Origin of the sequence: Sphaerisporangium rhizosphaerae, assembly GCF_042665155.1 — a bacterium.
Classification (GTDB): domain Bacteria; phylum Actinomycetota; class Actinomycetes; order Streptosporangiales; family Streptosporangiaceae; genus Sphaerisporangium; species Sphaerisporangium rhizosphaerae.
The window spans coordinates 218648-230032 of sequence record NZ_JBHTCG010000013.1 but is presented as its reverse complement, the minus strand read 5'-3'; the positions used below and the strand labels follow the sequence as shown (position 1 = coordinate 230032).

General features: G+C 68.2%; 13 protein-coding genes and 1 tRNA gene. 3 read left to right on the top strand and 11 right to left on the bottom strand.

Annotated features, from left to right (window positions below; genetic code table 11):
- Positions 1-1550: ricin-type beta-trefoil lectin domain protein (locus ACFQSB_RS21190; protein ID WP_380828567.1), on the top strand; the 1550-nt coding region annotated here is incomplete at its 5' end.
- A gap of 475 nt (positions 1551-2025) precedes the next feature.
- Here the strand turns inward: ACFQSB_RS21190 and ACFQSB_RS21185 are convergent.
- Positions 2026-2244: a hypothetical protein gene (locus ACFQSB_RS21185; protein ID WP_354841463.1), complete on the bottom strand. Its 219-nt coding sequence runs from the start codon at positions 2242-2244 to the stop codon at positions 2026-2028.
- Between the two features lie 426 nt (positions 2245-2670).
- On the opposite strand from ACFQSB_RS21185, the gene ACFQSB_RS21180 reads away from it, so the two are divergent.
- Positions 2671-2744, top strand: a tRNA-Arg gene (locus tag ACFQSB_RS21180).
- Positions 2745-2951: 207 nt separating this feature from the next.
- Here ACFQSB_RS21180 and ACFQSB_RS21175 read toward each other — a convergent pair.
- The 10 genes from ACFQSB_RS21175 to ACFQSB_RS21130 all read right to left on the bottom strand — a co-directional run bounded on the left by ACFQSB_RS21175 (position 2952) and on the right by ACFQSB_RS21130 (position 10226).
- Positions 2952-4313 carry a tyrosine-type recombinase/integrase gene (locus ACFQSB_RS21175; RefSeq protein ID WP_380828566.1) on the bottom strand — a complete coding sequence of 454 codons (1362 nt, stop codon included), beginning with the start codon at positions 4311-4313 and terminating at the stop codon, positions 2952-2954.
- Positions 4310-4501: a helix-turn-helix transcriptional regulator gene (locus tag ACFQSB_RS21170; RefSeq protein WP_347628742.1), complete on the bottom strand. Its 192-nt coding sequence runs from the start codon at positions 4499-4501 to the stop codon at positions 4310-4312. Before ACFQSB_RS21170 ends, ACFQSB_RS21175 begins: the two co-directional genes overlap by 4 nt.
- Positions 4498-6114, bottom strand: a complete 1617-nt coding sequence (locus ACFQSB_RS21165) for a replication initiator (protein ID WP_380828565.1) — start codon at positions 6112-6114, stop codon at positions 4498-4500. The genes ACFQSB_RS21170 and ACFQSB_RS21165 overlap by 4 nt, the downstream gene beginning before the upstream one ends.
- Positions 6111-6266 (bottom strand): hypothetical protein, encoded by a 156-nt coding sequence (locus tag ACFQSB_RS21160; RefSeq protein ID WP_380828564.1) that lies wholly within the window; start codon positions 6264-6266, stop codon positions 6111-6113. The genes ACFQSB_RS21165 and ACFQSB_RS21160 overlap by 4 nt, the downstream gene beginning before the upstream one ends.
- The gene (locus tag ACFQSB_RS21155) at positions 6263-7690 is read right to left on the bottom strand and encodes an FtsK/SpoIIIE domain-containing protein (protein WP_380828563.1); all 1428 of its coding nucleotides are present in this window, start codon (positions 7688-7690) and stop codon (positions 6263-6265) included. The genes ACFQSB_RS21160 and ACFQSB_RS21155 overlap by 4 nt, the downstream gene beginning before the upstream one ends.
- Positions 7691-7772: 82 nt before the next feature.
- Positions 7773-8090: a hypothetical protein gene (locus ACFQSB_RS21150; protein WP_380828561.1), complete on the bottom strand. Its 318-nt coding sequence runs from the start codon at positions 8088-8090 to the stop codon at positions 7773-7775.
- Positions 8087-8359, bottom strand: coding sequence for a hypothetical protein (locus ACFQSB_RS21145; protein WP_380828559.1), 273 nt, complete (start codon positions 8357-8359; stop codon positions 8087-8089). Before ACFQSB_RS21145 ends, ACFQSB_RS21150 begins: the two co-directional genes overlap by 4 nt.
- Positions 8359-8823 carry a plasmid replication, integration and excision activator gene (locus tag ACFQSB_RS21140; protein ID WP_380828557.1) on the bottom strand — a complete coding sequence of 155 codons (465 nt, stop codon included), beginning with the start codon at positions 8821-8823 and terminating at the stop codon, positions 8359-8361. Before ACFQSB_RS21140 ends, ACFQSB_RS21145 begins: the two co-directional genes overlap by 1 nt.
- Positions 8824-8935: 112 nt before the next feature.
- A complete protein-coding gene (locus ACFQSB_RS21135; RefSeq protein WP_380828556.1) occupies positions 8936-9667 on the bottom strand; it encodes a GntR family transcriptional regulator in 732 nt (243 codons plus the stop codon).
- Positions 9668-9929: 262 nt separating this feature from the next.
- The gene (locus tag ACFQSB_RS21130; protein WP_380828554.1) at positions 9930-10226 is read right to left on the bottom strand and encodes a hypothetical protein; all 297 of its coding nucleotides are present in this window, start codon (positions 10224-10226) and stop codon (positions 9930-9932) included.
- Between the two features lie 346 nt (positions 10227-10572).
- Between ACFQSB_RS21130 and ACFQSB_RS21125 the strand changes: the two genes are divergently transcribed.
- Complete coding sequence (locus ACFQSB_RS21125) at positions 10573-11256, top strand: hypothetical protein (RefSeq protein WP_380828552.1); 684 nt, start codon at positions 10573-10575, stop codon at positions 11254-11256.
- Positions 11257-11385: the final 129 nt, after the last annotated feature.

Sequence of the window (11385 nt, the reverse complement as noted above, 5' to 3'; positions counted from 1 at the left end):
CGATCACCGAACTGGACATCCAGGGCGGCTCCGCGCAGACCTACCAGTCGGTGGCCAACGACTGCCTTGCGGTGTCCCGCTGCGTCGGCATCACCGTCTGGGGCGTACGCGACAGCGACTCCTGGCTCGGCGCCAACACCAGCCCCCTGCTGTTCGACAGCAACGGCAACAAGAAGCAGGCCTACACCTCGGTCCTCAACGCCCTCAACTCGGCCACTCCCAACCCCACCCCGACGCCGACCCCCACTCCCACGGTGACGCCGACGGTGACCCCCACCCCGACCCCCACTCCCACTGGTCCCGGTGGCGGCGGGAGCGGTCCGATCAAGGGTGTCGCATCCGGCCGATGCGTGGACGTGCCCAACGCCTCCACCACCGACGGCACCGGCGTCCAGCTGTGGGACTGCAACAACCAGACCAACCAGACCTGGTCCTCCACCTCGGCCGGTGAGATCCGGGTCTACGGCAACAAGTGCCTGGACGCCGGCGGCAGCGGCAACGGCGCCAAGATCCAGATCTACTCCTGCCACGGCGGCACCAACCAGCAGTGGCGCTACAACTCCGACGGCTCCATCACCGGCGTACAGTCCGGCCTGTGCCTGGACGCCACCGGACAGGGCACCGCCAACGGCACCACCATCCAGCTCTACACCTGCCACGGCGGCAACAACCAGAAGTGGACCTGGAGCGGCGGCACCAGCTCCCCCACCCCCACTCCCACCCCGACGGTGACGCCGACCGTGACCCCCACGCCGACCCCCACCCCCACCTCGCCGGGCCGTCCGGCCATCGAGAACAACTACTCGGTGACCCGTGAAGGCGCCTACGGCACCAACCGCTACACCGTGTACCGGCCGTCCAACCCGGCGTCCGTGCAGGGCACCCTGCCCGTCCTGGCCTTCGGCAACGGCGCCTGCGCGCACACCGACGGCAGCGAAGTGGTCCAGATACTCACCTTCATCGCGGCCCACGGCTTCGTCGTCGTGGACACCGCGTCGGTCGACGGCTCCTCGAACGGCGTGGCGAGCGGAAACCCGATCCCGTCGCTGCTCACCGACGCGATCAGCTGGGCACAGCAGGAGAACTCCCGCAGCGGCTCAGCGCTCTACCAGCGCCTCGACCTGTCCAAGGTCGCCACCGCCGGCCACTCCTGCGGCGGACTCGAAGCGCTGGTCGCCGGCGCCGACTCGCGGGTCAAGAGCGTCATCTCCCTCGACAGCGGCCTGTTCGCCGACGGCTCCTTCGGCTACTCCCGCTCGGAGCTCAACAAGCTGCACAGCCCGGTGCTGTTCATGGACGGCGGGTCCTCCGACATCGCCTACGACAACACCCGGGCCAACTACGACCTGGTCCAGGTGCCCGCCGTACTCGCCGAGCACCCGCAGGCCGGCCACACCGGCTTCATCACCGGCTCCCAGCGGACCGACGGCATGACCGCGGTGGTCCACTTCCTCGACATGACCCTCAACGGCAACGCCACGGCCCGCTCGTACATCCTGTCCGAACTGGCCAACAAGTCCCCCTGGTCCGTCCGCACCAAGAACTTCTAACCCCGAACGCCCACCCCGACGCCCCACCTCCGCCGGGGGTCCAACTCCCGAACACCTCATCCCCGGCGGTCCAACCTCGAAGACCCCAACCCCGCCGGGGGTCCGACCCCCGAACGCCCCACCCCTGGTGGTGGTCCAACCGGGAACACCCCACCCACCCTGCCGGCGGTCCAACCCCAAAACGCCCCACCCCGCCGGTGGACCGCACCGTCACAGCGGTCCACCGGCAGGACCCTTCCACGTGATCAATGGCCACCCGAGCCGCACGTCGCCCTTCCATCGGAATCTCCCACCCGGGGGCGATCACTCGAAGATGGCCCGAAGGCGCGGCAGGGCCCGCACCACGCCAGAAGCCGATCCGGCGCACCCTTGTCCAGGGAGCGATGCGGACATGGCCCAGGGAGCGATGCGGGCATGAGGCGCCCTGATGCGGCGCATGGCGCACGTCCGAGCAGCGGGGACTCAACCCCGACACCTACTGCTGGAAGACGATGTGCCAGCCGAACCAGACCAGAAACCCCAGCAGGGCCGCGCTGGCGGCGAGACGCCAATGCTTGACCGGGTAGATGCCCAGCCACTCACGGAGCCGTTCCGACAGCGTGTCCCCCTCGCGGTGGTTCAGGAGCGCGATCGTCTCCAGCACGGCGAACGACCCGAGGACCAGCCCACCCCACACCACCCACGCCGTGTTCACGACACCACCGCCGCAATCCACACTCTCCCGCCACCACGCACGAACGCCACGATAACCCCAAAGATCACCCCTCCCCCAGCCCCAGCCACACCCGTCCCCGCCGGCCAGCACCACGCCCGAAGCGACGACGGCAGACAACACTCAACACCCCACCCCCCGGAAGCGACGGTGCCAAACAACATCCACCAGCACCCACGGACGACCGGTGCGGCCCTACCCTCGCCCATAACCCGTCACAGCACCCACCGCCGCGTCCCCACCCATGCCTACACTTCGAGAACACCTGCCGTACGCGGCCTGTTACGCCTGATCACCAACCCCGCCGCCCACCAGCCCATACAATCCATTGCGAAGCACACCCGGGAGGGCACGCCACCGACCAAGCGGTACGCGGGCGCTCCGCAGATCATGCACAATTATCCGAGAGCGCCCTTAGCTCAGCTGGACAGAGCATCGGACTTCTAATCCGACGGTCGCAGGTTCGAATCCTGCAGGGCGCGCCTCCCAGACCAGGTCACCCACCCGCTGACCTGGTCTTTTACGTTGATCGCCGACCGCCCCCACCCGCAGCCGGATGCCACCCAAAGCAGCTCCCAGCCACCCCTCACGGGATATACACGGGATGGATGCAGCGACGTTTTCCCAGGTCAGAGGCATAAAAACAGAGGGCCACGGGATGACCGCAACCCTCCGATGGTAGATCGTCCTCACGCCGACAGCGCCTCGGCTATTCGCTGGTTCGCGATCTCCCGCTGCCCGTCGACGCACTTCGCGTAGACACGGAGCAGCACGTCCACGCTGTGCCCAGCCCGTTCGGCCACGTCCGGTGCTGGGACGCCGGCGTTGAGCCAGAGCGAGACGGCCGCATGGCGCAGGTCGTACGGCCTGCCGGCCAGGGGCGACGCGACCTGATCAGGTATCAGCGCATACGTCCGTGCCTCCTTCCAGACCTTGGCGTACGCCGTCGTGGAGAAGACGCCGCCAGTCGCGGTCCGGAAGAGCCGGCCGTCAGCCGCGGTGCCGTGCAGCTCAACGTGCTCGCGAAGAATGCGCACCAGCTCCGGCGGGATCGGCACATCCCGGATGGCCTTGCGCCGACGCTGCTTGAGCCCGCGGACATCATGGGTGCTCCCCGAGTCGGAGAACCGTCGCCCGCTCTCTGGCCGCGTCTCCTCCAAGGTCAGTAGGCCCCACCCAGTTGCCGGAAGATGACAGTCCTTCTCCCGGAGCCCCGCCGCCTCCGCAGGTCGAAGGCCGGCGAAGTACATGCAGGCGAACATCCCGGCGAGCATCGCCCCGCGCGACCGTCCGACATACGTGACGGCCACGAGGAGTTCCCGAGCCTGCGCCGGGTTGACCACGACCCGCCGGTCCACCTCTCCCGAGACCTTGGCGGGCTTCCAGTTCACCCGGTCCAGCGGATTTGCCGAAAGATCCCCGAGTTCGACGGCGTACTCCAACGCATGATGGAACACCGCCCGCTTACGCCGGAAGGTGGAGTCAGCGGCCCGCGTCCCGTCGAGGGTGACCGACAGGGCCTCTAGCACGGCCCGCACGGTCTTGGCCTCTTTCAGCTCGACCATGGGCAGCGAAGCACTGGGGAGCCAGCGCAGCGCTACGGCGTGCTCCGGGTCCAGACTCCCCCGCCGGCCATCGGGCAGGAAGACATGCCCCCGCAGTACCGACCGCAAGACCCGAAGCTCGGGCTTACCCGGCCGGTCTCGCAGCAAGGCGAGCGTGACGCCGGTCATCGTGTCGGTGATGCCCTCGCGCGACTTGGCCGCAGAGTGCGGCCACTTGGCCAGTACATACGCCTGGGCGAACTCCAGCCAGGTCCGCGCGGTCTTGGCCTTGACCAGCGACTCGGGCAGCCCGCGCTCGACGTCGAAAGCCTCTCCGCGCCGAGCCGCCTGCCGCAGGTCGGACAGGAAGTTCTCGGCCAGGGCCTTGGTGCGAAGAGTCTTGGACTTCTCCCTGCCGCCGACCTTCCAGCGCACCTCGTACGACGCCGTCTTGCTCGACTTGTTCCGGCGGATGTCCCAGAACTTGACGTCATAGCTGGTCGTCATGCGGCTTCCCGCAGCGTCTCCAGCCAGGCCTCGAAGTCGCTCCGGTAGACCCGGATCTCGCCGTTGGGCAGCTTGAAGCCTTTGGGCGCCTTTCCAATCTCCCGCCAGCGGTAGAAGGTGCGGAGGGAGACCCCGCCCAGCTCGGTGAGGATGTCGGGAACGGTCATCAGCTCGTCACGCTTGCTCATGCAGCTTTCCCTTCAGTTGCCGAAAGATCCTGTCCGTCTCCTTGCGCCTGCAGCTGGTTCATGTGGTTGCGCCACCGCTGCCGCTCATGAACCGACCGCAGCAGCCGTAGGGCCAGGGGTGGCACGTTGGCATCGCCATGCGGGACGGGACGCCAGACATAGCGGTGCGGGTCGACCGGCTCGTCTGCGACGCCGAGGGCATCCAGAACCCAGGTACGCCGGTCCTGCTTGTGCTCGGTCAGCGTCTTGTTCGACCACTTCCGCGACACCAGGACCCGCCGACCCGCGTAGCCCAGGTGCTCCGGTTTGTGCGCCTTGCCCCGGCACCGGCCCGGAGCCATGCCTGCCTTCGCGCTCTTGGGCTGCACCCCGAACCGCAGCCAGTTCGGGCAGGTTGGCGAGCACGGCTCGAACCGCAGCGCATCCGCCAGCCGTTCGGCGTGGAGCCGCTGAGCCTGGTTGTCCGGGTCGAGGGTGTCGCCGATGGACTTGGTGAGGTACTTGGACAGGTACCGGATGCACTGGTCGGCATCCTTGGTCCCGGCGAGCACGCCTTGGACATCGACCTGCCTGCCGAAGCGCACCACGTGCAGCGGTTCCGCCCCCTCGTGAGCGTCGAGCATGTCGAGCGCCTCATCCCAGGTCGGCAGGACTTCTCCCGTGGCCGGGTCGAGGTAGCCGACGCCATCGGACCAGACGGGCAGGTGATAGCCCTCGTACTTCACCTCATCGACTGAAGGCCACCAGACCTGGTGGTAGGTCGCCGCAGCGATCTGCTTGATCTCCGCACGCGGCAGCGTCCCGCGGACGGCCATGTGCAGATGCGGGGCAAGCCGCTTCTGCGGTTCCACGGCGGCGAAGTACTGCACATCGAAGCCGGCCACCCGGCGCAGGTTCTGCACGAACCGATCCACCAGCTTGGAGAAGTGCAGCGCATCCCGAGCCGCTCGGACGTAGTCATAGGTGCTCGGGTCGATGGGGACGCCGTCCTCGATGCGCCCGTACGACGGCAGGGTGAGGGTCAGGAACATCGACGGACGGAAGATCTTGCCGTCCGTCGCATGGAACACCCGGCCGAGGGTCGAGGCACTCATCTTGCGCCTGGGCAGGTCCGGGGTATCCTGGCGCCGCTTGGTCGACCGGCACCGCTTGCCCGTCGTCCGGCCGAGGACGTTGCCACGCATCCCGGCATCGTTGATCTCCTCGTCCAGCTCGATGATCGCGGCGTCCAACTCTTCGGTGGACTCGCCAGCGGCCTCGGCCTGATCCCGCCACACCTGAGCGTCGGCCCGAACTTCGACCAGGCAGCGCTGATAGTCGTCCGCCTCGTCCGGGGTGTTGATCGGCTCGGCTTCCAGGTGCCATCCCTCTCGGCACTGCGCCATCCGAAGCTGCCTGTTGCGCTTCGCGCAGGAGGGGCACTTGGACTCCAGCGTCGCGCCGCAGGGAACATCGATGATCTCCGACTTGCCGGTCGCGATGTCCAGCCGTTGGAGCGCGACGGGACGGATGCACACGCCGTACTGCTTGGCGATCTGCTCGACGACATCCCGCGCCAGCGGCATCGCCATCCGCACCGCCCGAGGCAGCGACCGGTCGTTCGCATTGGTCATCGATCACCACCGCCGTCCTCGGCCGGAAGCGTCACGGCGGTCTGTCCGCACTCCTGGCACGCGACCAGCCCGCACGCCGGGTCCAGCCACAGGACATTGAGACAGCGGCACACCTCGCAACGCAGGCCGTCGAGGAAGTGAGTCAGCGTCATACGGCCTCACCCACCGGGGCGAACTCGGCGGCCATCGCCCGGATGTCGGCGTCAGAGACGTACGCTGCCCGCACCCGGACCGGGTCAGGGCTGGCCTCCAGGCGCACGTACCCGATGCCGGCCCCGGCTTCCGGGCGGGGTGAAATGAGGTCGGCGAGTGCTCCCCTGTCCCGGGCTCCGTCGCCGAGGACCATGTCCACCTGCTCGGACTCGTCCAGCCGCAGGGCGATCTTGTCGGGGAACAGGTTGCGGATGTTCATGACCTCCTTGCGCGGGTCCTGCAGCGCGGCCAACACGCCGACACCGACCGCGCGCCCTTGGGTCGTCAAGGTGGCGAGAGCAGCGGTGACGCGCTGGCGAAGGTGCTTGTCGGGCTGGTAGGCGGTCAGGAAGGCGACCTCGTCGACGACCACCAGGACAAACGGGTCCTCTACGGTGGGCGTGTGGTTGCGCTGGACGCCGGCGAACCGGCCCGCCCTCTCCTGCATGACCTTGACCGCCGCATCCAGCAGATCGGCACAAGCGTCCGGGTCGGCGGCGTAGCGGTCGCCGAAGATGGCGCGGCCGTAGGACAGCTCCATGAGCTTGGGGTCCAGCGCCCACACCTGCACCAGCCCGACGCGGACGGCGGGCAGCAGGCCACGGATCACCGACCAGATCACCGAGCCCTTGCCGGCCCCGGTGGCTCCGGCGACCAGGACGTGAGTGCCGTGCAGCTTGAGCAGCCACGGATGGCCGTTCTCCTGAATGCCAACCTGTACCGGCCCAGCCGAAGCTGTCTCAGGTATGGGGATGGCCGGGAGCGGGATGGCGAGTGGGTCGCTGCGCGGGAAGGTGAGTTGGAGTCGGCCGGAGCGCTGGACGGTGATCCGGCAGGAGGTGGCACCGAACCCATGGGCGAGATGCTCGGTGCGGTCGGTCCAGTCGGTGACGGCCTGCCCCGACAGCATCTTCACCGTGACCAGGTCCGCCCACGGCGTGCAGGTGACGGCGAGCAGCCGAGGAAGGCAGTCGCGCCCCCGCAGATACCGTCCCAGCCCGGAGACGATCATCACCGGCTGCCAGTGACGCCGGTAGACCGTGACCAAACGCCACCAGGCCAGCAGGGGCCAGCCGACCAGCCGCAGGAACGAGGGCCGGTCGACCAGTGCCCACGAGACGCCAGTCGCGATAGCCAGGCCCGCGAGCGTGAGGACGTGCAGGTAGCCGTATCGGGTCCAGATGACGCCGAGGCCTGCGGTGATGGTGAGCGCGATCGGGTGCCGCCAGACCAGGCCGAGCGCACCGGTGAGCATGCGCCAGACGGCGATGGCGACGGTCAGGACGGCCGGGGTCTGGACGACGGCCGGGCGGAAGACGACGGCGGTGTCCGGCGTGGTGGAGACCAAGCGCGCCGTCTCATCGCCGGGAAGCTTCTTGAACATTAGGCTGGAGCCCTCTCTTGATGTTGTGTCCAGGGAGATCAGGGGCCGCCGGAAGTAGCAGTTCCAGCGGCCCCGCCGCATGTCAGGCCTCGGCTCGGGTGAAGCCGAGGTCCATGTGGCGCCTGGCGTACAGGCGCTCGCACTCCGACAGGTAGCGCGCCGCCGCATGGGCGAGCTCACGGGCCAGGCCGATGTCGGCTTCGGTGACCGAGCCGCCGCCGGTGCTGGAGATGCTCACCTGGCCCTCGCGGCTGGAGATGTCCAGGCAAGCCCGCTGCTGGTCGACGCAGAAGACCGTGACGGCCAGCTCGGGGGTGTAGAACGACAGGTCCAGGCGGGTGGTCCCGTCGTCGATGGACGCCCGTAGGTGGGTGTACGGCTCACGCTGGTTGTCGCTCACGCTGCCACCCCGCGTCCGTTGGGCAGGCCGTGGTAGCAGCGCTCCACGGAGGTGGCGAACTGGTGGGCCTGGTGGGCGAGCTGGCGGGCGAACTCCAGGTCCGAAGCGGTGACCTCGTCCCCGGTGGAGGTGGTGACCAGGACCGACAGGGCGCCGAAGTCCAGGGACAGAACCGGAGTGCGGGCCGGGTAGGGGTGGTTGATCGCTCGGGCACCGCTGCCGGTGTTGAGCATGATCGTGCTGATGCGGGCAGTCCTGCGGCGTGCCATCAGGCGGCGTCCTTTCCGGAGGCGTTGGCGTGCTTGGTGGAGGTGGAACTGGTGGAGGTGGGCGGCGGGGTGGCCGGGAGGGCGGGGCCGGTGTGGGGCGCGCGCATTTCACGGGCCTTGATCGAGTAGGCCAGGCGGCCGTTGCCGTTGACGTAGGGGGTGACGGTGATGTGGTCGAACTCGACCGGGGTGAACGGCAGCCCCGGCATGGGCGCTGGCGGGACGGGCTGGACCGGGGCCAGGATCTTGACCGCGACGGTCTTCTGTGCGGGCTTGACGGTGGGGTCGGCGTCCATGACGGCGACCTGCCAGATCAGCTCTCCGCTGTTCTTGTCGCGGGACTGGACGAACCGGCCGCCGGTGGAGGCGTCGAAGTCCTTGACCGCCTCGACCTCCCCGACGACGTAGCAGCCGTGCGGGAAGACCATGTCGAAGGTGACGGGGATGGGACCTTGCAGAGCCATAAGGCAACTCCTTCTGTTGACTGACAGGCACTCGACCTATCAAGTGCTTCGAGAATAAGCGAGCCCACTTGGTAGGTCAAGTACCTAAGCGGGCTCGCGTGGTGACACTCGGCTAACCGATCGGATACACGTCCTGCAACTCATGCCGATCCGCGGGAAGCAGCACCTCGACCGCGGCCAGCGCCTTCCCTGCAGCGTCCCGTACCGCCCCGTACACCACCAGCAGCGGCGCCCCCTTCGGCATGCCGAGCTGCTTGGCCTCCTCGGCCGCCGGCATCCGGGCGACGATCTGCTCCACCACATGGTCGAACCGCACCCCCTTGCGGGAATGCAGATGCTCACGAAGCCCTTGGTCCAGCGGTTCACTCTGCGTCAGCGCGGTGCCCTCCGCCAGATCCAGCGGCACCCACACGGACACGACCTCGGTCGGCTCACCGTCCTTCCCGATCAGACGGCGACGCAGGAAGGCCTTGTTCTTGGAGGGAAGGTCGAGCAGGGCGGCGATGCGGTTGGGCACGGTCACGGCTCCGGCTTGCACCACCTCACCGGGCGAGGCGGCTTCCGGGGCGGTTAGATACGCCTGCCCGGGACGGGGCTGCTCGGCTCCGGTGACGGCGGGACGACCGCGCACGAAGCGCCCCTTGCCCTGCTGGGATTCCACCCACCCTTGCTCCCGCAGGACCCGCAGCGCGGCGACCACGGTGGGACGGGAGACACCGAACTCGTTGATGAGCTGGTTCTCGCTGGGCAGCATGGAGCCGGGCGGGTAGTCCCCGGACTCGATGCGTCGTTGCAGGGCTTGCACAAGTTGTGCGTACTTCGGCGGCACGGACTCTAGCGACATTACGACCGTCCATCACCCGACAGGTTGTTTTACCAAGTTAGAGCCTAACTTGGCTTTCCGTCCCTGTCACGAGCTTGGGACAGGCGGCGGAAACGCAGACTCCCGGCAGGCGCAGCGCGGGGGAAGGACGCAAGGTGGGGGGTGAGCCGGTGCGTCGTGCTCTGTGCCTGCCGGGAGCTGGAAGGCGCGACGAGACAGGGGTGACGCTCCCGCGAGCAAGCCCATCCTTGCCCCGGGGACCCAGCCCCGCCGCGCCGGTCTTCTAGCGGCCGGCGTACTCGGCCAGCACGTTGGCGGCGCCCTCCATGTCGGCGACCGGGTGACGCTTCTCGGCCGACTGCCAGGAGAAGTAGGCGCCGCCGAACCCGACGAACACCCACACCGGCAACCCCACCCGGGGACGCGGGATCATCAGCGCAGTGCCGTTGTCCCGCAGCTCGGCCCGCACGTTCAGTGCCAGCAGCGCATTGCGCAACTGCTCCAGCAGCCTGGCCTCGTGCTCTTGCTGTTGCTGCTCCTGGAGCAGCCGTTCCGCAGCGGCGCGCATCACGGGATTCATCTCGCGTTCCTTTCGACCCGGCCGCTTGCGAGGCAGTCCAGACATCCCTGTTCTCCGTACCTCTCGTCATCGCCGCTCTCGCCGAGCAGGAGGGCACGACGGGAGCTGCGCAGCTTGGTCCCACGTCCCCGGCAAGAGGGACACGGGATCGTGTTGTCGCTGGACTCGTGTGGCCGGGTCACCGTCGCCATCTCCTCGTTGCTCCGACGTTCCCTGTGGCGGGAGGCCGCGTGACGTACCGTGGTTGCTTGATGACAAGTCCACCGGCAAACAAGCGACAACAGGACCCCCGAACGGCCCCCCAACAGTCCCCCTCTTGAGCCCCCAGCCGGGAGGAAGGCACCAAATGCCCGACAACATTCCAAACGTGCAGCTCAGAGCCTGGCGCAACGAGCACCGCCTGACTCGCGCCGAAATGGCCGACAAGGTCAACCGCACGCCTATTGGGATCACCGACCGCCTGACCTGCGACGAGGAACGCATCCGCCGCTGGGAAGCCGGCGAAGTCTCCTGGCCCCAAACCGCCTACCGGCTCGCCCTCACCCAACTCACCGGACTACCCGTCGAAGACCTCGGCTTCCGCCCGAACCGCCGCGGTCAAGTTCAGATCATCGAAGCGGTGACCATCACACCGGTAGACGCCCTGAGAGCCGAAGCCGACCTGTACGGCACCATGGAACTCGCCCAGCAACTCCAGGCATCCGACGTCGGCAACGGCACCCTGGAAGCACTCGCCGAAGCCGTCGACCTACTCTGCCGCGCCTACCCCGTCGTTCCCGCCGCGACCCTGCGCGACCGCACACAGAAACGCCTGGCCCAGATCAGCCGGCTGCTGTCCGGCCGCATCACCCTCGACCAGCACCGCGAACTCCTGGTCATCACCGGCTGGCTCACCGCCCTGCTCGGCTGCGTCCACTACGACCTCGGCGAACGCGAAGAAGCCGAAACCGCCCGCCGCACCGCCTACGAGATGGGCCGCCAAGTCGGCCACGGCGAACTCATGGCCTGGGCCTACGAGATGTCAGCCTGATTCGCCCTTGTGGAGGGCCGCTACGAAGACGTCGTCACCGCCGCTCGCATGGGGCAAGCCGTCGCCGGCCACACCAGCGCCATGGTCCAACTCACCCTGCAAGAAGCCCGCGGCCTGGCCCGCATCGGC

What these genes read in the sequence shown, in the direction of transcription:
- ACFQSB_RS21175 (WP_380828566.1), bottom strand. Translation starts at nt 4,313, where the DNA reads ATGACGACCAGCTATGACGTCAAGTTCTGGGACATCCGCCGGAACAAG.
- ACFQSB_RS21170 (WP_347628742.1), bottom strand. Translation starts at nt 4,501, where the DNA reads ATGAGCAAGCGTGACGAGCTGATGACCGTTCCCGACATCCTCACCGAG.
- ACFQSB_RS21165 (WP_380828565.1), bottom strand. Translation starts at nt 6,114, where the DNA reads ATGACCAATGCGAACGACCGGTCGCTGCCTCGGGCGGTGCGGATGGCG.
- ACFQSB_RS21160 (WP_380828564.1), bottom strand. Translation starts at nt 6,266, where the DNA reads ATGACGCTGACTCACTTCCTCGACGGCCTGCGTTGCGAGGTGTGCCGC.
- ACFQSB_RS21155 (WP_380828563.1), bottom strand. Translation starts at nt 7,690, where the DNA reads ATGTTCAAGAAGCTTCCCGGCGATGAGACGGCGCGCTTGGTCTCCACC.
- ACFQSB_RS21145 (WP_380828559.1), bottom strand. Translation starts at nt 8,359, where the DNA reads ATGGCACGCCGCAGGACTGCCCGCATCAGCACGATCATGCTCAACACC.
- ACFQSB_RS21140 (WP_380828557.1), bottom strand. Translation starts at nt 8,823, where the DNA reads ATGGCTCTGCAAGGTCCCATCCCCGTCACCTTCGACATGGTCTTCCCG.
- ACFQSB_RS21135 (WP_380828556.1), bottom strand. Translation starts at nt 9,667, where the DNA reads ATGTCGCTAGAGTCCGTGCCGCCGAAGTACGCACAACTTGTGCAAGCC.
- ACFQSB_RS21130 (WP_380828554.1), bottom strand. Translation starts at nt 10,226, where the DNA reads ATGAATCCCGTGATGCGCGCCGCTGCGGAACGGCTGCTCCAGGAGCAG.
- ACFQSB_RS21125 (WP_380828552.1), top strand. Translation starts at nt 10,573, where the DNA reads ATGCCCGACAACATTCCAAACGTGCAGCTCAGAGCCTGGCGCAACGAG.